Here is a 20,338-nt window from a genome sequence, read left to right as displayed (position 1 = left end):
GTGGGGGTAGCGTTGCATCCTGCACGCGGCCGCGTCTGTCCTGTTTGTATCTCAGCCCCTTCCACAGGTCTGTGATGCCACCATCCTGGTGATTGGTGCCGCGTCCTGCGGCGGTCGGTGGTCACGGCCGTCCTGTCCGTGACCGCTGAACCAGCTTCCTGCCGGTTCCGACGATTCCTGCTGTCAGCGCCTCGGTACGGTCCGCACCGGTACCGATCCGGGTACCGGATCCGCCGGCAACAACCTGTTGCCTACGGTGATCCGCTGTCGATTCCGTTCGACGATTGCTTTCCCTATCCCCTTCACCTGCGTCAGGTCCTCGACGCGATGAAACGGGCCGTGTCTGCGCCGGTGCTCGACGATCGCCTCGGCCTTGGCGGCTCCGACCATCGTCAATCCCTGCTGCAGCGCCTGGGCATCGGCGCGGTTGATGTCGATCGGTTCGGCGGCATGCGCCCCAGCGATCCCCATGACCAGCACCAGTGCCCTCAACACGACAAACCAAGGCACAACGTGTATCTCCTTGTGATTCTGGCCGCCCCGACCGGCAATCCCGTCGGTAGGAACAGTGTCCGTCACCACATGCACACAGCCTATCGGTTTCCCGGATTTCCGTAAGCCAGCCAAATACCCGACGTGATGTAGGAAAAACCCTACCCACGGCACAGGCGTAGAATGGCCGGATCAGCCCATGCAACCGGAGTTTCAGATGGACAGCGCCAAGCTCGGCCAATTCGTCAATGACAAGTGGGACAGCGAGATCGTCCCGCAGTTGGTCGACTACATCCGCATTCCCAACAAGTCGCCGATGTTCGACGCCGATTGGGTGCAGAACGGCTACATGGAACAGGCGGTCACGCTGATGGAGAACTGGGCCAGGGCCCAGCAGCTGCCTGGCCTGAAGGTTGAAGTGGTGCGCCTGGAAGGCCGTACCCCGCTGATCTTCCTGGAAATTCCGGCCACCGGCGCCGAGACCGGCGACGACACCATCCTGCTCTACGGCCACCTGGACAAGCAGCCGGAAATGACCGGATGGGACGACGACCTCGGCCCGTGGACCCCGGTCCTGCGCGGCGACAAGCTGTATGGCCGCGGCGGCGCCGATGACGGCTACGCCATCTTCGGCTCGCTGGCCGCCGTGCTGGCGTTGCAGGCCCAAGGCCTGCCGCACGCGCGCTGCGTGGTGCTGATCGAAGCCTGTGAAGAGTCGGGCAGCTACGACCTGCCAGCCTACGTCGACCACCTCGCCGACCGCATCGGCAAGCCGTCGCTGGTGGTCTGCCTGGATTCGGGCTGCGCCAACTACGACCAGTTGTGGTGCACCACCTCGCTGCGCGGCCTGACCGGCGGCAATTTCACCGTGAAGGTGCTCAACGAAGGCGTGCATTCCGGCGATGCCTCCGGCGTGATCCCGTCCAGCTTCCGCCTGCTGCGCCAGATCCTTTCGCGCATCGAGGACCAGGACACCGGCCGCATCCTGATCGACGGCATGAACGTCGAGATTCCGGCCGAACGCCAGGAACAGGCCAAGCGTGCCGCCGAAGTGGTCGATACCGAGATCTTCGAGAAGTTCCCGATGGTCGACGGCCTGCGCCCGATGAACGAGGACCTGACCGAACTGGTGCTCAACCGCACCTGGCGCCCGGCGCTGTCGGTCACCGGCGTCGGCGGCATGCCGCCGCTGGAATCGGCCGGCAACGTGCTGCGCCCGCAGACCTCGGTGAAGCTGTCGCTGCGCCTGCCCCCGACCGCCGATGGCAAGACCTGCGGCGAGCTGCTGAAGGAAGCGCTGCTGCGCGACCCGCCGAACGGCGCACAGGTCACCCTGGACCTTGAAAAGGCGTCCACCGGCTGGAACGCCCCGGCCATGGCGCCGTGGCTGACCCAGGCCATCGACGACGCCAGCCAGGCCTTCTTCGGCAAGCCGGCGATGTACATGGGCGAAGGCGGCTCGATCCCGTTCATGGGCATGCTCGGCGAGAAGTTCCCGGGTGCGCAGTTCATGATCACCGGCGTGCTCGGCCCGCACTCCAACGCGCATGGCCCGAACGAATTCCTGCACATCCCGATGGGCAAGAAGGTCACCGCCTGCGTATCCAAGGTGATCAGCGAGCACTACGCCGCCAGCCTGCGCGGCGAGACCAGCGGTTCGCCGGTGGCGGCCGACAGCGGCACCCGCCACGGCGACCACGGCTGCTGCTGATCCGGCACCCGTGACGGACGCAGCCTGGCCTTGCTAGGCTGCGTCCACACTCAAGCGGAATCCGCGCGCATGAATGGTCTGTTCGGCAGCAGCAGCTGGCTGTACATCCTGCTGGTGGGCTTCTTCGTCGGCCTGCTCGGGCGCTTCTTCATGCCCGGCAACAACCGCATGGGCTGCCTGCTGACCATCGTGCTGGGCATCCTTGGCGCGCTGCTGGCCGGCTGGTTCGGCCAGTACATGGGCTGGTACGCCCCCGGCGAACCGGCCGGTTTCCTCGGTGCGGTGGTGGGCGCGGTGGCCGTGCTGGCCGTCCTGCGCCTGTTCAGCGGACGCCGCTGAGCCCGCATCCCCTTCCCTTCCTGTTCCCGACGTTGGCGCGCCCGGCGCGCCCGGATATGCCTGCATGACCGAACCCGCCTCCGATCCCCAGCGCAGCGCGCAGCGCCTGCAGTGGGCCCGTACCCAGCTCGAAGATGCGAATGCAGTGGTCGAACGCGCCTCGGTCGATGCCGGCATGCGCAGCTACTGGCGCACCACCAGCACGCGCGGCAGCCACATCGTGATGGACGCCCCGCCGGGGCTGGAAGATCCGCGGCCGTGGCTGCGCATGCGCGGCCTGCTGCACGACAACGGCCTGCGCGTGCCCATGCTGCTCGCCCAGGACCTGGAGGCCGGCTTCCTGCTGCTGGAAGACCTCGGCGGCCCGACCCTGGCGAAGATCCTCGACGAGCGCAACGCCGATGAATGGTTCGACCGTTCGATCGAACAGCTGCTGCGCCTGCAGGCGATTCCAGTGCCCGCTGATTTCGGCCAGTTCGGCGAAGCGCTGCTGCAGCGTGATGCCGGCCTGTTCGACGAATGGTTCCTGCAGCGCCACTTGAACCTGGAGCTGGACTGCGGCGAGATCGAAGGCCTGCAGCTGGTGCATCGCCGCCTGATGGACAACGCGCTGGGCCAGGCCCAGCTGATGACCCACCGCGACTACATGCCGCGCAACCTGATGCCGGTCGACGGCGGCCCAGCGGTACTGGATTTCCAGGACCTGGTGCGCGGCCCGATCGCCTACGACGCGGTAAGCCTGTTCAAGGACGCCTTCCTGAGCTGGCCACTGCAGCGTGTGGACGAATGGCTGGCGCAGTACCACGAGCGTGCGCGCGGTGCCGGCCTGCCGGTGCCCGACCGCGCCACCTTCCTGCGCGATGCCGACTGGATGGGCATCCAGCGCCACGTGAAGATCCTCGGCCTGTTCTGCCGCCTGCGTTACCGCGACAACAAGGGCCATTACCTGGACGACGCACCGCGCTTCATCACCTATCTGGATGAAGTGCTGCCGCGCTACCGCGAGCTGGCCCCCCTGCAGCAGCTGCTGGACGACCGCATCAAGCCTGCGCTGGCCGAACTGGCCGCACCGATGCGCGTGGCCCGATGAAAGCACTGGTCTTTGCTGCCGGCCTCGGCGAGCGCATGCGCCCGCTGACCCTGCATACGCCCAAGCCGCTGCTGGAAGTGGCCGGCAAGCCACTGATCGTGTGGCATCTGGAACGCCTCGCCGCGCTGGGCGTTCGCGAGGTGGTGGTCAACACCGCATGGCTGGCCGAGCAGTTCCCGGCGACGCTGGGCGATGGCAGCCAGTGGGGCCTGCGCCTGCACTTCATGTACGAAGGGCAGACCCCGCTGGAAACCGGCGGCGGCATTCTCAACGCACTGCCGGTGCTGGGCGACGCCCCATTCCTGGTGGTTAACGGCGACATCTGGACCGATTTCGATTTCGCCACGCTGCCCCGCGAGCCGCAGGGCCAGGCGCACCTGGTGCTGGTCGACAATCCGGTTCAGCACCCGCACGGTGACTACCGCCTCGATACGCAGGGGGTGCTGCACCACGATCGCGAAGGCCCGTGCCTGACCTATGCCGGCATCGGCGTGTACCGTCCTTCGATCGTGGCCGACTGGCGCACGGTGATCGGCGAGGCGCCGGGCAGCGAGCGGCTGCCGCCGAAGTTCTCGGTGGTGCCGCTGCAGAAGCATTTCATGGCGCAGGGGTTGATGACCGGGCAGCACCATCGCGGGCGCTGGACCGATGTCGGCACCGTGGATCGGCTGCGTGCGCTGGATGCTGAGTTGGCGGCGAACGGCTGAGCCCCTCGTGGCTGGTCGCGTAGAGCGGATCGCGTGCTTGGCCGGGCGGGTGGGCCATGCAGGGGACGCTGCAAGTACGTCCCTGTAAGCTCGATGGCGCCATCCATGGCGCCAACGCCCCTGCATGGCCCACCCGCCCGGCCTCTGACAGTTTCCGTGCGCGTCCAGCCACGGAAGAAAGAAAGAAAATCAAAAGCGGATCGCTTCGCTGCGCTCGCTCTGGTGACGACCAACGGTCGCCAACCACCACAAGCAAGACACGTGTCGACCAAGGTCGACACCCACCAACAGCAGTCAGCAGTCAGCAGTGCAGTACGCAGTACCGGCAGATCGCGGCCAACTGTCGAAGGCGGGGTGGGTCCGGTTGCGGGGGCGTGAGCCGCATGGATGCGGCGACCGAGCTTACATGGACGTACTTGCAGCGTCCCCCGCAACCGGACCCACCCCGCCATCCCACGGATAGCCAGCTTTTGACGTTGACGTTGATTCGGCGGGTGCAGGGCGCAGCCCTGCAAACAAACCCACCCTCAGTAGCGGGGCCGGCCTTCTTCCAGCACCTGGCGCAGGAACGGCACGGTGATCCGCCGCTTCGCCGCCAGCGACTCGCGGTCCAGCCAGTCCAGCAGCGTGATCAACCCACCCAGCTCGCGCCCGGTGTGCGACAGCAGCCACTCGATGGACGCCTCGTCGATCGCCAGCCCACGCCGCAGCGCGCGTTCGCGCAGCACCGCTGCCCGCCCTTCCTCATCCAGCGGCTGCAGCAGCACGCGCACGCACTGGCCCAGCCGCGAACGCAGGTCCGGCAGCACCAGGCCCAGCGCTTCCGGCGCCTTCTGCGCCGTGTACAGCACGGTCACGCCCGCGGCACGCGCGCGGTTGTGGAAATCGAACAGCGCGACCTCGTCCTCGCGGTTGCCGGCAACCTCGTCCAGGCCGTCCAGCGCCACCAGTTCGCGCGCCTCCAGCCCATCCAGCGCCGCACGCACGCGGCCGGCCGCACTGGCCAGCGGCACATAGGTCGGCAGGCGCCCGGCCTGCTCGGCGCTGGAACACATCGCCAGCGCCTGGTGGGTCTTGCCCGTGCCCGCCGCACCTTCCAGGTAGACCCAATCGTGGCTGGCACCCACCGCGATCGCGCGCAGCTGCGCCAGCGCGCCATCCGGCGCACCGATGAAGGTCTCCAGGCGCTGGTCCCGCGGGTAATGCAGGGCCAGCGGCAGTTGCGGCACACCCATCACTTCAGGTCGGGGCCCTTGTCGTTCGGAATGATGATATGGGGGGCATCGACCACGCCATCAAGCACGATCGCCGGCTTCTCGCCCACGTACAGCTCGCTCTGGCGGTAGCGCTGGTGCGCGTAGCGCAGCAGCACGTTGGTCACCGCCGCCACCGGCAGCGCCAGCAGCATGCCGAGGAAGCCGAACAACTGGCCGCCGGCCATCACCGCGAAGATCACCGCCACCGGGTGCAGGCCGATCTTGTCGCCGACGATGCGCGGGGTCAGTACGTAGCTTTCCAGCAGCTGGCCCACGGTGAACACCACGCCGACCAGGATCAGCAGCTTCAGGTCGAAGCCCTGCGCCTGCACCAGTGCGGCGATGATCGCCATCAGGATGCCGGTGGTCGCGCCCAGGTAAGGGATGAAGCTGATCAGGCCGGCAATCAGGCCGATCAGCAGGCCCAGCTTCAGGCCAACCAGCGACAGGCCACCGGCATAGATCACGCCCAGCGCCAGCATCACCAGGAACTGGCCGCGGATGAACGCACCCAGCACCTCGTTGGATTCACGCGCCAGCGCGCTGATGGTGCCGATCTGGTTGCGCGGAATCACCGACGCGACCCGCTCGACCAGCTTGTCCCAGTCACGCAGGAAGTAGAACGCCAGGATCGGCAGCAGCAGGATGTTGACCACCCAGGTCACCATCGCGAAGCCCGAGCGCGAGACGTAGCCCATGAACGTGGTGGCGAAGCCGCCGGCCTGCTGCCAGTGGCTGCGCACCCATTCGATCAGGCGGTCCGGGTCCAGCCACTGCATCACTTCCAGGCCGGTCTTCTGCTCGAACCAGGGAATGCCCTTTTCCATCAGCCACGCCTGTGCCTGGGGCGCGACCGCGATCAGGGTGGTGATCTGGCGCTCGATCATCGGCACCAGCACCAGCAGCAGCGCCACGATCACCAGCACCATCGCCGCGAACACCAGCACCACGCCGGTCATGCGCGAGCGGCCGGTGGCCTCGATGCGGTCCACCAGCGGGTCACCCAGCCAGGCCAGCGCCAGCGCCAGCACGAAGGGAGTCAGGATCGGCGCCAGCAGCCACACCACCCAGCCGATCAGGCCGGCGAACAGGATGTACTTCAGGCGGCGCAGGAACTGCGCGATTTCGGCTTCCGGGGTCAGGGTCATCGCAGGCGGTACTCGTTGCTGACCGGGGCGGCCACCGGGGTACCGGTGGTGTCGTCGATCGGCGTGGGCAGGGCCGGCAGCGGTGCGCTCGGCACCAGCACGCCGTTGTCGCCCAGCATGCGGTTGAAGCCGGCCAGGCCGGTGGTCATCTCCAGGTTCAGCTCCAGCTGGCCAGCCGAGGCATGCAGGGGGGTGACATTGCGCACCACCGGCACCTCGCGCAGGCCGGCGGCCAGACGCAGGTAGTCGTCGGCGCTGTTGATGCCGGTGACCACCACACGGTAGGTCCCGGCCTGGCCGACGGCGGCGCCGGCCTTGGCATAGCGTTTGACCAGCGCATCGGCGGCGCCGTCGGCACCGGCCGCCATCGCGCGCATGGCGTTGGCGTCCTTGCTGGTCCACTTGTTCAGTTCACGGCCGTTGTCGACGAACACCCAGTCCGCCTGCCAGCCGCCATTGGCGCGGTACAACTTGCCGATCAGCTGCATCGGCGGCGAGTAGCGCGAGGAGGCACGGGCCACGGCGGCACTGTCCTGGCGCCAGATCGCACCCGCCAGCGCCTGTTCGGCGGCGCCACCACTGGGCAGGCCCAGCTTGTAGCCGCGCTCGATGGCGCGGTTCAGCAACGGCCGGGCGGCGTTGGCCTGCTGCACGCTGACCAGGCGCGGGCCACTGCCATCGTCGACGGCCAGCCACAGCACCGGCTTCGGTCGCGGCTGCGGCCACAGCGGCAGGCCCAGCGCCGACACCAGCGAGTCGACATCATCCTCGCGGAAGCGGGCCACCAGCAGGGTACGGAAGCTGGGGGCGCCACTGGCGCCCACGCTCTGGTCCTGCTTGTAGTCGTAGCTGGCCACGTAGTCCTTGGCGTTGCGCAGCGCCTGCACCACGCCGGGGCGGGACATCACGCTGCGGTCGCCGGACAGCTTGCCCAGTACCACGCTCAGGGCGCGGGCCAGGGCGCCGTTGCGATCGGCCTCGGCTTGGCTGTTGACGGGCACTTCGGCCTCGTACGCGCCACTGGCGGTGGCGACATCACCCTCGGTGCGAAGGCCGCTCTGGGCCATCGTGGCCACCGGCAGGCTCAGCGCAAGGAGCAGGGTCAGAATCAGGCTGCGGCGCATCAGGACATCCATTGGCTCGACGTATCCGGGGGAATTGTTGCCCGAATACGGCCTTTGCGCCAATGCGGCCTGTTAAAATCGCCCGTTCAACCCCTGCCAGCGCCGACGCCCGTGACCAACACCCCGTCTTCCGCCCCCTCCCCCCTCACCTACCGTGACGCGGGTGTCGACATCGACGCCGGCAACGAACTGGTCGAGCGGATCAAGCCCCTGGTCAAGCGCAGCTTCCGCCCGGAAGTGATGGGCGGCCTGGGTGGCTTCGGCGCCCTGTTCGACCTGTCCAACAAGTACCGCGAGCCGGTGCTGGTGTCCGGTACCGACGGCGTGGGCACCAAGCTGAAGCTGGCCCACCAGCTGAACCGCCACGATACGATCGGCATCGACCTGGTCGCCATGTGCGTGAACGACGTGCTGGTGCAGGGTGCCGAGCCGCTGTTCTTCCTGGACTACTTCGCCACCGGCAAGCTGGACATCGACACCGCGGCGGCGGTCGTGGGCGGCATCGCCAACGGCTGCACCGAGGCCGGCTGCGCCCTGATCGGCGGCGAAACCGCTGAAATGCCCGACATGTATGCCCCGGGCGAGTACGACCTGGCCGGCTTCACGGTCGCCGCGGTCGAGAAGAGCGAGCTGAAGGACGGCGCCAGCGTGGCCGCCGGCGACGTGCTCATCGGCATCGCCTCCTCCGGCCCGCACTCCAACGGCTACTCGCTGGTCCGCCGCATCTACGACCGCGCCGGCCGCCCGGCCGATCTGGAGCTGGAAGGCGGCGTGAAGCTGGTCGATGCGCTGATGGCGCCGACCCGCCTGTACGTCAAGCCGATCCTGTCGCTGCTGAAGTCGCACGGCGAGGCCATCCATGGCATGGCCCACATCACCGGTGGCGGCCTGACCGAGAACATCATCCGCGTGGTGCCCGACGGCCTCGGCCTGGACATCCAGGCGTCGTCCTGGCCCCTGCCGCCGGTGTTCCAGTGGCTGCAGAAGGAAGGCGCGGTGGCCGACAGCGAGATGTGGCGCACCTTCAACTGCGGCATCGGCTTCGTGCTGATCGTCGCGCCGGACCAGGTTGCTGCGGTGTCCGAGGCGGTCAAGGCGCAGGGCCTGGAGCACTGGACCATCGGCCAGGTGGTCACCGCCGAAGGCGCCGAGCGCGTCCACATCGGCTGAGCCCGGCAACCAGGAGCCCGCATGGACGCAACGCCCCCCTTGTCGCCCGCCCCCGTGCCGCCGCCGCTGGCGACGGTACCGCCGTTCAGCGCGCAGGATGCCGACCACCTGCGCATGCTGGCCATCGCACACTACGTGGTCGGTGGCCTGATCGTGCTGTTCTCGCTGATCTTCATCCTGCACATCGTGATCGGCATCGCTGCGTTGACCGGCAGCCTGCCGATGAAGTCCGGCGGCGAGCCCTCCTCGCCGGAGGAACAGCGCCTGATGGGCTGGGTGTTCACTGTTCTCGGCTGCGTCGTCGTGTTCGGTGGCATCGCGCTGGGTTCGTTCGTGGCCTATGCCGGCCGCTGCCTGTCCCGCCGCCGCCGCCATCTGCTGTGCCTGATCGCGGCTGGCCTGGCCTGCCTGTTCACGCCGGTCGGCACGGTGCTGGGGGTGTTCAGCCTGATCACCCTGCTGCGTCCGCAGGTCAAGGCTGCCTTCGACGCTCCCGCCACGGCCGCATGACCGCCTCCGGCAATCCACCGCCGCTGCCGCACCAGACCCTGGCGCAGCTGCAGCTGGTCAGCCATCTGCAGACACTGAGCGTGCTGTTCCATGCACTGGCCGGTTTCCACTGGGTCGCCGCAGTGGCGTTCCTTGGCCTCAGTGGATGGGTGGCCCACTCACGCGGGCTGGACGATGCCTGGATGCTGGCCTCGATCCATGCCTCGATCGCCCTGCTGGCCACCGTGCTGGGCTTCGTGCAGCTGCGTACTGCCCGCCAGCTTTCACAGCGCACCGGCCTGGCCTGGTGCCAGCGCGCGGCCTGGCTGGGCGTGCTGGCCGGCCCGCTGGGCATGGCCCTGACCGCTTATGCCTGGGTGTTCCTGTCCAAGCCGGAGATGGCTGCGCTGTTCGACCGCGGCGACCATCTCAGTGTCTGAGCCCGTGGGCAGACAGCCGCCCTCCCCTGATCGACCCGACATGTCCTCGCCAGCCTTCTCAACGACCGCCTCACCCACCCGCTACCGCTTCCCGGTACCGAAGAAGCTGGCCTTCGCCGCCGTACTGGCGGTCTTCGCGATCAGCTGGATCCACCCGCTGTGGCCCACCGAGCAGGCCCTGCACAGCACGCTGACCGTGGTCGGGCTGGTCGCCCTGCTGTGGGTCGACCGTCGCGGTGGCTGGCTGGGCAACGGCGCTTTCATCGCCATCTGCGGCTTCATCGCTCTGCACTGCGTGGCGGCGCGCTGGCTGTATTCCAACGTGCCTTACGACGCCTGGGCGCAGGCGCTGACCGGCTGGTCGCCCAACGCGGCATTCGGCTGGCAGCGCAATCACTTCGACCGCCTCATCCACTTCCTGTTCGGCGTCTGCTTCACCCCCGCGCTGCTGCAGCTGGCGCGCCATGCGTGGCCAGCGCTGCGGCTGGGCCAGGCCTTCACCCTGGCAGTGATGACGGTGATGTGCGCCAGCCTGGTCTACGAATGGTTCGAATGGGCCATTGCGCTGGCGCTGTCGCCGAATGCCGCCGAAGCCTACAACGGCCAGCAGGGTGACATGTGGGATGCGCATGCCGACATGCTGATGGCGACCATCGGCAGCCTGCTGACCTGGCCATTGATCCGCCGGAGTTCCCTGCAATGACCGCCCCAACCCGCATCGCCGTGCTCGCCTCGGGCCGCGGCAGCAACCTGCAGGCCATCCTCGACGCGATCGGCAGCGGCCGCCTGCCGGCCGAGGTAGCCGGCGTGTTCTCCGACCGCCCCGCTGCAGAAGCACTGCAGCGCGTCGATTCCGGCCTGCGCTGGGCACACACGCCGAAGTCCTTCAGTGACCGCGCCGCCTACGAGCAGGCACTGGGCGATGCGCTGGCAGCAGTACAGCCGGACTGGATCGTCTGTGCAGGCTACATGCGCATCCTTGGTCCGGCCTTCGTGCAGCGCTTCGCCGGCCGCCTGGTCAACATCCATCCGTCGCTGCTGCCGCTGCACAAGGGCCTGGACACCCACGCGCGGGCGCTGCAGGCCGGTGACGCCGAGCATGGCGCCAGCGTGCACCTGGTGGTCCCCGAACTGGATGCCGGCGCGGTGCTGGCGCAGGCCCGCGTGCCGGTGCGGCCCGGCGACGACGCGCAGGCGCTGGCCGCACGCGTGCTTGCGGTGGAGCATCCGCTGCTGATCGCCACACTGCAGCTGCTGTGCGAGGGCCGCCTGGCTGAACGGGAGGGTCAGCCCTGGCTGGACGGTCACCCCCTGTTTAGCCCCTTGGCCCTAGATTCCGCCGGAAACCTGAACCGGTAACGCTCTTGCACACGCCCCGCTGACTGCGGGGCTGGCATCCTGCCCCCTCCTGCGGTTCCTGTCCTCCATGAAGACCACGACGCTGCTGTCCACTTCACTGCTGTTGTCGCTTGCCGTGCTTCCCGCTGTGGGCTGGGGCCAGGCGCAGCCGCCTGCGGCTTCCCCGCCGCCCACACCCGCTGCGCTGCCACCGAACGAGCCCAGTGTGCCGCTGTTGCCGGCACTGGCCTGGGAGCCGCCGCCGCTGCAGCCGTTCACCGCCACCTACCAGGCCTTCTACAAGGGCAAGGAAGCGGGTGATGCCAGCATGCAGGTCACCCACACCGGCGGCAGCCAGTGGCGGGTGGACATGCAGGTGGTCGGCCGCCGCGGCTTTGCCAGCGTGCTCGGCCTGAACATCGAGCAGAGCACGGTGTTCGAGGAGCGCAGTGGCGTCTACGCACCGCTCAGCCAGAGCACGGTGCGCAAGGGCCTGTTCCTGGGCAAGAAGGCCGTGGGCACTTACAACTGGCAGGCCGGCACCGCGCAATGGACCGGCGACGTCAAGAAGGAGCGCGCGCAGCCGATCCCGCTGCGGGCCGGCGACCAGAGCGCGCTGCTGATCAACCTGGCGATCATGCGCGATGCGCGTCCGGGCGCCACCATGCATTACCGCTACGTGGACATGGGCAAGGTCCGCGAACACGACTACCAGGCCGCGCCGCAGACCGAGAACGTCGAGGTCGGCGACCTGTCCTACAACGCGCTGCGGGTCTACCGGACCAACGGTGGCAGAAACGAAACCATTCTCTGGATCGCCAACGGTGTCCCCACCCCGGTGCGCATCCTGCAACGCGAAGACGGCGAAGACCGCGTCGACCTGCGCCTGATCGAATACCAAGGAGTCTGAGCATGAATACCCTGACCCGCCCCCTCACCTGGATCGCAGCCGCTGCCCTGACCGTGGCCAGCCTGCCGGCCATGGCGCTGGAACCGTTCAAGGCGGATTACCTGGCCAGCTACATGGGCATGCAGGCCAACGGCACCATGACCCTGGCCAGCGAAGGCAGCAACAAATGGCGCTACAGCCTGCAGGTGAAGAACCAGCTGGCCGACCTCAGCCAGAGCACGGTGTTCGAGGAAGTGCGTGGCCAGCTGCGTCCGCTCAGCAGCCAGGACCGTTCGGCGCTGCTGGTGAAGAAGCGCAACGTGCAGGCCAACTACAACTGGACCAGCAACCAGGCCACCTGGACCGGCGACATCAAGCCGGACCGTGCGGGCCCCATCGCGCTGAAAGCAGGCGACATGGACGCGCTGCTGATCAACCTGGCGATCGCCCGTGACCTGGCCGCCGGCAAGCCGCTGACCTATCGCATGGTGGACGAAGGCCGGATCAAGAACATGACCTACCGCGTGATCGGCAAGGAATCGATCACCGTGGCCGGCAAGAGTTACGAGGCGACCAAGGTCTCGCGCGCCGATGGCAACAAGGAGCTGATCGCCTGGATCGTGCCGGACTTCCCGGTGCCGGCGCGCATGCTGCAGCGTGAGAGCGGCCGCGATGCGCTGGACCTGACCATCAAGGCGATGAACTGAGTGCCGGGGTCGGATCCCATCCCCTCGGGGATGGGCTCTGATCCCGGTTGTGTGGCTGGGGTCGGAGCCCTTTCCGATGGAAAGGGCTCCGACCCCGGGCCCCGCGAAAAGAAAACGCCCGCTTTCGCGGGCGTTTTTCTTACTTCTTTTCCTCGGCCGCCGCCGGCTTGAACTCGGTGCGGCAGTCCACGCGGATCTGCTCGCCGGTGCTGCGCCAGACAAAGGTGCGGCAATGACGGTTGCCGTCCTGGCTGTCGTTCACCGCGACCGCATAGAACGACTCGATGATCTCGTCACGCGTGACCGTGCCGTCGCCGTTCCAGTCCATGTCCTTCTGCTCGATGCCCTGGGTGATGGCGATGTTGGCGTACCAGGCATAGCCCAGCCACGCCAGCACGATCAGCACCAGGGCCAGCAGCGCCTTGCGACGCGGGCTGAACTTGCCGCGCAGGATCATGGCACGCGCCGGATGGTGGCGCCGAGCGAAGACAGCTTCTCTTCGATGTTCTCGTAGCCACGATCAAGGTGGTAGATGCGGTCGATGGTGGTATCGCCGCTGGCCATCAGGCCGGCCAGGATCAGCGAGGCCGACGCACGCAGGTCGGTCGCCATCACCGGTGCGCCGCTCAGGTGCTCGCTGCCACGCACGATGGCGGTGTGGCCTTCAACCTGGATGTCCGCCCCCAGGCGCAGCAGTTCGTTGACGTGCATGAAACGGTTCTCGAAGATCGTTTCGTTGATCACGCCCACGCCATCGGCCACGCAGTTGAGCGCCATGAACTGCGCCTGCATGTCGGTCGGGAATGCCGGGTACGGCGCGGTGGTCAGGTTGACCGCCTTCGGCCGCCTGCCCTGCATGTCCAGGGTGATGGTGTCGTCGGTGGTCTCGATCTTCGCACCGGCCTCGACCAGCTTGGACAGCACCGCGTCCATGGTGTTCGGGCGCGCACGGTTGACCGTAACCTTGCCACCGGTCATCGCTGCGGCCACCAGGAAGGTGCCGGTCTCGATGCGGTCGGGCAGCACTTCGTGGCGGCCACCGGACAGGCGCTCGACGCCCTCGATCACCAGGCGGGCGGTGCCCAGGCCTTCGATCTTCGCGCCCAGCGCGATCAGGCAGTGCGCCAGGTCGGTCACTTCCGGTTCCATCGCGCAGTTGTCGAGGACGGTGGTCCCTTCAGCCAGCACCGCGCCCATCAGCACGTTCTCGGTGCCGGTGACGCTGACCATGTCGAAGGTGAAGTGGCCACCCTTCAGGCGCTTGGCGCTGGCCTTGATGAAGCCGTTCTCGACCACGATCTCGGCGCCCAGCGCCTGCAGGCCCTTGATGTGCTGGTCGACCGGTCGCGAGCCGATCGCGCAGCCGCCCGGCAGCGACACCTCGGCGGCGCCGAAGCGGGCCAGCAGCGGGCCCAGCACCAGGATCGAGGCGCGCATGGTCTTGACCAGCTCATACGGTGCGACGTGCTGGTTGACCGGACGCGGGTCGACCACGATCGCGCTGCCGCGCGACAGCGTGCCCTGGTCGATGGTGACCTTGGCGCCCAGCTCGCCGAGCAGCTTCACCGTGGTGACCACGTCGTGCAGGTGCGGCACGTTGGTGATCTCCACCGGCGCATCGGCCAGCAGGGTCGCGCAGAGAATGGGGAGGACGGCGTTCTTGGCGCCGGAGATGCTCACTTCACCGTGCAGCGCAGCGCCGCCGGTCACAACGATCTTGGCCATGTATTCGGGATCTTCTGCGGTTCAGCCGGCTTCGGCCGGGGTCACGGTTTTCAGCGCCAGCGCGTGGATCGCGCCGCCCATCAGGTCGCCCAGGGTGGCGTACACCATGCGGTGGCGGGCCAGCGGCATCTTGCCGGCGAAGGCCTCGCAGACCACGGTCGCTTCGAAATGCACGCCGTCGTCGCCCTGCACGTCGGCGCGGGCGCCGGGCAGGCCGGTTTCGATCAGATTGCGGATGGTGTCGGCGTCCAACGGGCTTTCCTAATAAAATGTGGGTCCATTCTACTTCCGCTGCGTGGCGTCCGCATGGCCGAACCCCTGTTGCCCCCCCGTTCCGTCGACCCTGCCGGCCTGGTTGCCAGTGGCCGCCGCGTGTTCGAGATCGAGCGGCAGGCCCTGGATGCGGTGGCCGACCGCCTCGGCGAGGCCTTCCAGCAGGCCTGCCAGGCGATCCTGGCCAGCCGCGGGCGGGTGGTTGCCACCGGCATGGGCAAGTCCGGGCATATCGCGCGCAAGATCGCCGCCACCCTGGCCTCTACCGGTACGCCGGCGTTCTACGTGCACCCCGGTGAAGCCGGCCACGGCGACCTGGGCATGATCACCGAGGACGACGTCGTGCTGGCCCTGTCCTACTCGGGCGAATCGGACGAGGTGCTGATGCTGCTGCCGGTGCTCAAGCGCCAGGGCAACCTGCTGATCTCCATGACCGGCCGCCCGCAGTCCAGCCTGGCCACCGCCGCCGACATCCATCTGGATGTGAGCGTGCCGGCCGAGGCCTGCCCGCTGGCGCTGGCACCCACTTCCAGCACCACCGCCTCGCTGGCGATGGGAGATGCACTGGCCGTGGCCCTGCTCGATGCACGTGGCTTCACCGCCGATGACTTCGCCCGCTCGCACCCGGCCGGCAGCCTCGGCCGTCGCCTGCTGCTGCACATCACCGACGTCATGCACACCGGCGACGACCTGCCCAGCGTGGGCGCCGACGCCAGCCTCAGCGAGGCGCTGGTGGAAATGAGCCGCAAGCGGCTGGGCATGACCGCCGTGGTTGACGCCGACGGCGTGCTGATCGGCCTGTTCACCGATGGCGACCTGCGCCGTGCGCTGGACAGCGCGCTGGATGTGCGCACGGCGAAGATCGCCGACGTGATGACCCGCAACCCGCGCACCATCGGCGCCGACCAGCTGGCGGTCGAGGCCGCCCGCCTGATGGAGACCCACAAGATCACCGGCCTGATCGTGGTTGATGGCCAGGGCCGCGCGGTTGGCGCGCTGAACATTCATGACCTGTTGCGGGCCCGGGTGGTTTAACCGACAGTCCGTAGACCCCATTCAGTCTGTAACGCTGCACCCGCCCATAACGAGCCTGCCGCCCTGATGCCCTGGTCCCCCCTGCCCGCCTTCCCCGCCCACCTGCATGCCGCTGCGGCCCAGATCCGCCTAGCCTGCTTCGACGTGGACGGCACCCTCACCGACGGTCGGCTGTACTACGACAAGGACGGCAACGAGAGCAAGGCGTACTTCGTGCAGGATGGCCTGGGCCTGAAACTGCTGCAGCAGCACGGTATCCACCCCGTGCTGATCACCGCGCGCAACAGCCAGTCCGCGCTCAAGCGCGGCGCCGACCTCGGCATCGACACCCAGATCGCCGTGGGCGACAAGCTGGCCAGCGTGCAGGCGCTGTGTGCGCAGCACGGGATCGGCCTGGAACAGGTGGCGTTCATGGGCGATGACCTGCCCGATCTGGCGCCGCTGGGTGCGGTCGGCCTTGCGGTGGCCCCGGCCAATGCCCATCCGTGGATCGCCGAACGCGTGCATTGGCAGACCCGCGCCGAGGGTGGCCGTGGCGCCGCGCGCGAGCTGTGCGACATCCTGCTGGCCGCCCAGGGCCGCGCGGATGCGGTGCTGGCGAGGTTTGGCGCATGAACCTGCCCACCTTGAACTGGCGCACCGTGCTCGGCATCAGCCTGCTGCTGGCCGCCCTGCTGAGCAGCTGGGCGGCGCTGCGCAACCGCGACAAGGGTCCAGCCACGGGGGGCCAGGAAGTCGGCGTGGATTACATCCTCCATGACTTCCAGATCGTTGCCCTGGATGAGCACGGCAAGGAATCGACCACCCTGCGCGCACCGCGGCTGGAGCGCCAGCGCGGCGACCAGACCATCAACATCGCCACCCCGCTGTTCGAGATGCCGGACAAGGATGGCAAGCACTGGACGCTGCGTGCCGAGACCGGCTGGCTCAGCGCCAAGGGCGACGAGATGAAGCTGCGCGGCAAGGTTGCCGGCGACAGCCCGGCGGGCCCGGGCGTGGTGCCGACCACCTTCCGCACCGACCACCTGGACGTGTTCCCGAAGGAGAACCGCGCCCGTACCGACGCCCTGGTGACCATGACCCGCCCGGGCATGGAACAGTCCGGCGTCGGCTTCGAAGTGGATTCGAAGAACAACACGTATCATTTCCTCAGCCAGTCCAAGGGCCGTTACACGCCCAGACGCTGATTCCGCCGCCAGCCCGCGACGTCTCCGGACAGGCGCAGGGCCGACAGCCCCACCCTCCGCCCCCGGCCCGCCCGGCAGGCCCCCACCGGTAGAACGGACCCCGATGAAGATTCCCTTTGCCGCCGTACTCGCGCTCGGTCTTCTTGTCCCCAGCGCTGCCTTCGCCAAGTCCACCGACCGCAACGAAGACATGCACATCGATTCCGGCGCCCAGTCCGGCATGCTCACCGGCGACGGCAAGACCGTGCTGTCGCAGGGCGTGATCATCACCCAGGGCACGCTGGACCTGCGTTCGTCCGAGGCCGAGATCTACCTCAAGGACGGCGAGGCCGTGCGCGTGGTGTTCACCGGCAAGCAGGCCAAGATGAAGCAGCAGCTTGATGACGGCACCTGGATGGATGCGCTGGCTGATCGCATCGACTACGACATCAAGACCGAGATCATCACCCTGACCGGCAACTACAAGGTCACCAGCGCGCGCGGCACCAATGCCGGCCAGCGCATGGTCTACAACACCCGCACCGGCGAGATGAACTCCGGTGGTGACGGCAGCCGCGTGCGTACCGTCATCCCGCCGAAGAACAAGACCCCGGCCGCGCCTGCGGCACAGCCCAAGGCCACCACGCCGGCACAGCCGGCCGGGAGCAGGAAGTAATGCTCGTCGCCAAGGGCCTGCGCAAAAAGTACAAGCAGCGCGAAGTGGTCAAGGACTTCGGCCTGACCCTCGATGCGGGTGAAGTGGTCGGCCTGCTCGGCCCCAACGGTGCCGGCAAGACCACCTGTTTCTACATGATCGTCGGTCTGGTGGCCGCCGATGCCGGCAGCATCGTGCTCGACGGCAAGGACATCACCGGCGACCCGATGTACACCCGCGCCAAGCAGGGGGTGGGCTACCTGCCGCAGGAACCGTCGGTGTTCCGCAAGCTTACCGTGGCCGACAACATCCGCCTGGTGCTGGAACTGCGCGAGGACCTGGACTCGGCCGGCCGCGAGCGCGAATTGAACGGCCTGCTAGACGAACTGCAGCTGGGCCATGTCGCCGACCAGCTCGGCGCCAGCCTGTCCGGTGGCGAACGCCGCCGCTGCGAGATCGCCCGCGCACTGGCCGCACAACCGCGCCTGATCCTGCTCGACGAACCGTTCGCCGGTGTCGACCCGATTTCGGTCGGCGAGATCCAGCGCATCGTCACCCACCTCAAGCAGCGTGGCATCGGCGTGCTGATCACCGACCACAACGTGCGCGAGACCTTGGGTATCTGCGACCGCGCGTATATCCTCGCCGAGGGCAGCGTGCTGGCCCAGGGTTCGCCGGAGGCGATCCTGGACAACGCCGATGTACGTCGCGTCTACCTCGGGGATTCCTTCAAGCTGTGAAGCAGTCGCCGGGTCCCTTTCCTTCCTTTCGGCACAGGCATGAAGACTCGGCTGCAGACATCGTTGGGACAGCAACTGGTGCTCACGCCCCAGTTGCAGCAGGCGATCAAGCTGCTGCAGATGTCGGCCACCGAACTGGAGCTGGAGATCGCGCAGGCAGTGGAAAGCAACCCACTGCTGGACTGGGCCGACAGCAACGACAGCAGCGCCGCCAACGAAGGCAGCGATGGCAACGACAACGAAGCGCCTGCAGAGCGCAGCGATGAGGGCGACGACTGGGCGCCGACCGAACTGGACTGGACGACGACCGGCAGCGGTGGCAGCTTCGATGATGACGACGACAACGGCAGCGCTGCCGAGCGCGTAGCCGAAACCGAAACACTGGCCGACCATCTGCTGTGGCAGTTGCATCTGTCGCATCTGTCCTCGCGTGATCGCAGCATCGGTGCCGCGCTGATCGATGCACTGGACGACGATGGTTACCTGCGCGAGCCGCTGGCCACCATCGCTGAAACCCTGTTGCCGGCGATCCACGCCGACGAGGACGAGATCCTCGCCGTGCTGCATCGCATCCAGCGCTTCGATCCGGTGGGTGTGGCTGCACGCACGCTGGGCGAATGCCTGCTGCTGCAGCTGGATGTGCTGGCCGGCGACACGCCCGGCCTGCTCCTGGCACGACAGATTGCCGCAGGACCCTTGGAACGTTTGCCGCGCAGCGGCGTCGCCGGGCTCGCCCATGAGTTGAAGCTGCCGCTGGACGAGGTCGAGACTGCCGTGGCGCTGCTGCGCTCGCTGGACCCGCGCCCGGGCACGCAGATCGCGCCGCTGTCGCAGGACACCTACGTGGTGCCGGACGTGGTGGTGTGGCGGCAGAACGGCGTATGGCGCGCAGCGCTGGCCGCGCATGCCGGGCCGAAGGTGGTGATCCACCGTGGCTACGAACAGCTGATCCGACGTTGTGGCGACGCCGATGCCGGCTACCTGCGTGCCCAGCTGCAGGAAGCGCGCTGGCTGCTGAAAGGGCTGCAGCAGCGTGGTGACACCCTGCTGCGCGTCGTGCGCAGCCTGATCCTGCAGCAGGCCGGCTTCCTCGAATTCGGCGAGCAGGCGCTGCGTCCACTGACCCTGCGCGAGATCGCCGCCGAGCTCGGCCTGCACGAATCCACGGTCTCGCGCGCGATCGCCCGCAAGCACGTGCGTACCCCGCGAGGCACCCTGCCGCTGCGCGCCTTCTTCGCTTCGGGCATCGATACCGAGAGCGGTGGCGAGGCGTCCAGCACCGCCATCCAGGCGATGATCCGGCGCCTGATCGACGACGAGAACCCGCGCAAGCCGCTTTCTGACGCCAAGCTGGCTGACCTGCTCAAATCGTCGGGAATTCCAGTAGCGCGACGCACCGTGGCGAAGTATCGTGAAGCCATGAACATTTCCGCCTCGCACGAAAGGGTCAGAATCGCTTGACGCGCCGCCGCGCCCGGCGGAGAGGTTCATTGGCACATCCGAACACAGGAGAAACCCGATGCGCATCGAAACGTTTGGCAAAGATGTCGAAGTCACCCCGGCCCTGCAGTCCTATGTTGAGGAGAAGCTGGCCCGGATCGGAAAGCACTTCGACCAGCACTGCGAAGCGCGGGTGACCCTCAAGCTGCAGAAGACCGAACACCACGTCGACGCCAGCCTCAACATTCCCGGCCAGACCCTGCACGCCGAGGCCAATGCCCAGACGATGTATGCCGCGATCGACCTGCTTGCGGACAAGCTTGACCGTCTGGTGATCAAGCACAAGGAGAAAAAACAGCAGCACGCACCGCTGCCGGTGGGCGACAATGGTGGCTGATCGCCAC

General features: G+C 67.6%; 25 protein-coding genes. 18 read left to right on the top strand and 7 right to left on the bottom strand.

What is annotated here, in order from left to right:
- Positions 1-183: 183 nt before the first annotated feature.
- Positions 184-510: a ComEA family DNA-binding protein gene (locus AC5P7E_RS09815; protein WP_024958219.1), complete on the bottom strand. Its 327-nt coding sequence runs from the start codon at positions 508-510 to the stop codon at positions 184-186.
- A 199-nt stretch (positions 511-709) separates the two neighbouring features.
- Here AC5P7E_RS09815 and AC5P7E_RS09810 point away from each other — a divergent pair, with 199 nt between their 5' ends.
- From AC5P7E_RS09810 to murU, 4 genes are all read left to right on the top strand, one after another.
- Positions 710-2,203: a M20 family metallopeptidase gene (locus tag AC5P7E_RS09810; RefSeq protein WP_114618509.1), complete on the top strand. Its 1,494-nt coding sequence runs from the start codon at positions 710-712 to the stop codon at positions 2,201-2,203.
- Positions 2,204-2,272: 69 nt separating this feature from the next.
- Entirely contained in the window at positions 2,273-2,542 is a 270-nt protein-coding gene (locus tag AC5P7E_RS09805; protein WP_005415577.1) for a GlsB/YeaQ/YmgE family stress response membrane protein, read from the top strand.
- A gap of 64 nt (positions 2,543-2,606) precedes the next feature.
- Positions 2,607-3,632, top strand: a complete 1,026-nt coding sequence (locus AC5P7E_RS09800; protein WP_106549241.1) for an aminoglycoside phosphotransferase family protein — start codon at positions 2,607-2,609, stop codon at positions 3,630-3,632.
- The gene (gene murU / locus AC5P7E_RS09795) at positions 3,629-4,339 is read left to right on the top strand and encodes an N-acetylmuramate alpha-1-phosphate uridylyltransferase MurU (protein ID WP_114618508.1); all 711 of its coding nucleotides are present in this window, start codon (positions 3,629-3,631) and stop codon (positions 4,337-4,339) included. Before AC5P7E_RS09800 ends, murU begins: the two co-directional genes overlap by 4 nt.
- A gap of 527 nt (positions 4,340-4,866) precedes the next feature.
- Here murU and hda read toward each other — a convergent pair.
- From hda to AC5P7E_RS09780, 3 genes are read right to left on the bottom strand one after another with little or no spacing between them, the layout of a single operon-like run.
- Positions 4,867-5,574: a DnaA regulatory inactivator Hda gene (hda, locus tag AC5P7E_RS09790; protein WP_106551082.1), complete on the bottom strand. Its 708-nt coding sequence runs from the start codon at positions 5,572-5,574 to the stop codon at positions 4,867-4,869.
- On the bottom strand, positions 5,574-6,743 hold the full coding sequence (locus tag AC5P7E_RS09785) for an AI-2E family transporter (protein ID WP_106551083.1): 1,170 nt from the start codon (positions 6,741-6,743) through the stop codon (positions 5,574-5,576). Before AC5P7E_RS09785 ends, hda begins: the two co-directional genes overlap by 1 nt.
- Positions 6,740-7,879, bottom strand: a complete 1,140-nt coding sequence (locus tag AC5P7E_RS09780) for a DUF2066 domain-containing protein (RefSeq protein ID WP_114619176.1) — start codon at positions 7,877-7,879, stop codon at positions 6,740-6,742. Before AC5P7E_RS09780 ends, AC5P7E_RS09785 begins: the two co-directional genes overlap by 4 nt.
- Positions 7,880-7,978: 99 nt before the next feature.
- On the opposite strand from AC5P7E_RS09780, the gene purM reads away from it, so the two are divergent.
- The 7 genes from purM (at position 7,979) to AC5P7E_RS09745 (ending at position 12,900) form a co-directional block, all read left to right on the top strand.
- Positions 7,979-9,037 carry a phosphoribosylformylglycinamidine cyclo-ligase gene (gene purM, locus AC5P7E_RS09775; RefSeq protein ID WP_114619175.1) on the top strand — a complete coding sequence of 353 codons (1,059 nt, stop codon included), beginning with the start codon at positions 7,979-7,981 and terminating at the stop codon, positions 9,035-9,037.
- A 21-nt stretch (positions 9,038-9,058) separates the two neighbouring features.
- On the top strand, positions 9,059-9,547 hold the full coding sequence (locus tag AC5P7E_RS09770) for a hypothetical protein (protein WP_106551085.1): 489 nt from the start codon (positions 9,059-9,061) through the stop codon (positions 9,545-9,547).
- The gene (locus AC5P7E_RS09765; RefSeq protein ID WP_106551086.1) at positions 9,544-9,966 is read left to right on the top strand and encodes a hypothetical protein; all 423 of its coding nucleotides are present in this window, start codon (positions 9,544-9,546) and stop codon (positions 9,964-9,966) included. Before AC5P7E_RS09770 ends, AC5P7E_RS09765 begins: the two co-directional genes overlap by 4 nt.
- 40 nt (positions 9,967-10,006) lie before the next feature.
- Positions 10,007-10,669 (top strand): DUF2238 domain-containing protein, encoded by a 663-nt coding sequence (locus tag AC5P7E_RS09760; protein WP_106551087.1) that lies wholly within the window; start codon positions 10,007-10,009, stop codon positions 10,667-10,669.
- Positions 10,666-11,325 (top strand): phosphoribosylglycinamide formyltransferase, encoded by a 660-nt coding sequence (gene purN, locus AC5P7E_RS09755; RefSeq protein WP_114619174.1) that lies wholly within the window; start codon positions 10,666-10,668, stop codon positions 11,323-11,325. Before AC5P7E_RS09760 ends, purN begins: the two co-directional genes overlap by 4 nt.
- A gap of 67 nt (positions 11,326-11,392) precedes the next feature.
- The gene (locus AC5P7E_RS09750; RefSeq protein ID WP_005412504.1) at positions 11,393-12,214 is read left to right on the top strand and encodes a DUF3108 domain-containing protein; all 822 of its coding nucleotides are present in this window, start codon (positions 11,393-11,395) and stop codon (positions 12,212-12,214) included.
- 2 nt (positions 12,215-12,216) lie between these two features.
- On the top strand, positions 12,217-12,900 hold the full coding sequence (locus AC5P7E_RS09745; RefSeq protein WP_005408399.1) for a DUF3108 domain-containing protein: 684 nt from the start codon (positions 12,217-12,219) through the stop codon (positions 12,898-12,900).
- Between the two features lie 139 nt (positions 12,901-13,039).
- On the opposite strand, the gene AC5P7E_RS09740 is transcribed toward AC5P7E_RS09745, so the two are convergent.
- The 3 genes from AC5P7E_RS09740 to AC5P7E_RS09730 are packed head-to-tail and all read right to left on the bottom strand — an operon-like array spanning position 13,040 to position 14,877.
- Entirely contained in the window at positions 13,040-13,357 is a 318-nt protein-coding gene (locus AC5P7E_RS09740) for a hypothetical protein (RefSeq protein ID WP_005408398.1), read from the bottom strand.
- Positions 13,354-14,625 carry a UDP-N-acetylglucosamine 1-carboxyvinyltransferase gene (gene murA, locus AC5P7E_RS09735; RefSeq protein WP_099484943.1) on the bottom strand — a complete coding sequence of 424 codons (1,272 nt, stop codon included), beginning with the start codon at positions 14,623-14,625 and terminating at the stop codon, positions 13,354-13,356. Before murA ends, AC5P7E_RS09740 begins: the two co-directional genes overlap by 4 nt.
- Before the next feature lie 21 nt (positions 14,626-14,646).
- The gene (locus AC5P7E_RS09730; protein WP_005408396.1) at positions 14,647-14,877 is read right to left on the bottom strand and encodes a BolA family protein; all 231 of its coding nucleotides are present in this window, start codon (positions 14,875-14,877) and stop codon (positions 14,647-14,649) included.
- Positions 14,878-14,931: 54 nt separating this feature from the next.
- Between AC5P7E_RS09730 and AC5P7E_RS09725 the strand changes: the two genes are divergently transcribed.
- The 7 genes from AC5P7E_RS09725 to hpf all read left to right on the top strand — a co-directional run bounded on the left by AC5P7E_RS09725 (position 14,932) and on the right by hpf (position 20,331).
- Positions 14,932-15,933, top strand: coding sequence for a KpsF/GutQ family sugar-phosphate isomerase (locus tag AC5P7E_RS09725; protein WP_100437968.1), 1,002 nt, complete (start codon positions 14,932-14,934; stop codon positions 15,931-15,933).
- 66 nt (positions 15,934-15,999) lie between these two features.
- The gene (locus AC5P7E_RS09720; protein ID WP_005408394.1) at positions 16,000-16,548 is read left to right on the top strand and encodes a KdsC family phosphatase; all 549 of its coding nucleotides are present in this window, start codon (positions 16,000-16,002) and stop codon (positions 16,546-16,548) included.
- The gene (gene lptC, locus AC5P7E_RS09715; protein ID WP_114619173.1) at positions 16,545-17,120 is read left to right on the top strand and encodes an LPS export ABC transporter periplasmic protein LptC; all 576 of its coding nucleotides are present in this window, start codon (positions 16,545-16,547) and stop codon (positions 17,118-17,120) included. Before AC5P7E_RS09720 ends, lptC begins: the two co-directional genes overlap by 4 nt.
- 103 nt (positions 17,121-17,223) lie before the next feature.
- The gene (lptA, locus tag AC5P7E_RS09710; RefSeq protein ID WP_005408392.1) at positions 17,224-17,775 is read left to right on the top strand and encodes a lipopolysaccharide transport periplasmic protein LptA; all 552 of its coding nucleotides are present in this window, start codon (positions 17,224-17,226) and stop codon (positions 17,773-17,775) included.
- Positions 17,775-18,494, top strand: coding sequence for an LPS export ABC transporter ATP-binding protein (gene lptB / locus AC5P7E_RS09705; protein ID WP_005408391.1), 720 nt, complete (start codon positions 17,775-17,777; stop codon positions 18,492-18,494). Before lptA ends, lptB begins: the two co-directional genes overlap by 1 nt.
- 39 nt (positions 18,495-18,533) lie before the next feature.
- The gene (locus AC5P7E_RS09700; RefSeq protein WP_012479344.1) at positions 18,534-19,955 is read left to right on the top strand and encodes an RNA polymerase factor sigma-54; all 1,422 of its coding nucleotides are present in this window, start codon (positions 18,534-18,536) and stop codon (positions 19,953-19,955) included.
- A 58-nt stretch (positions 19,956-20,013) separates the two neighbouring features.
- Entirely contained in the window at positions 20,014-20,331 is a 318-nt protein-coding gene (gene hpf, locus AC5P7E_RS09695) for a ribosome hibernation-promoting factor, HPF/YfiA family (RefSeq protein WP_004147311.1), read from the top strand.
- Positions 20,332-20,338 lie beyond the last annotated feature (7 nt).

Source organism: Stenotrophomonas sp. YJH_SMC_25 (genome assembly GCF_059369595.1).
The sequence above is the reverse complement of the archived record's forward strand: the minus strand, read 5'-3'. Positions and strand labels throughout refer to the sequence as shown.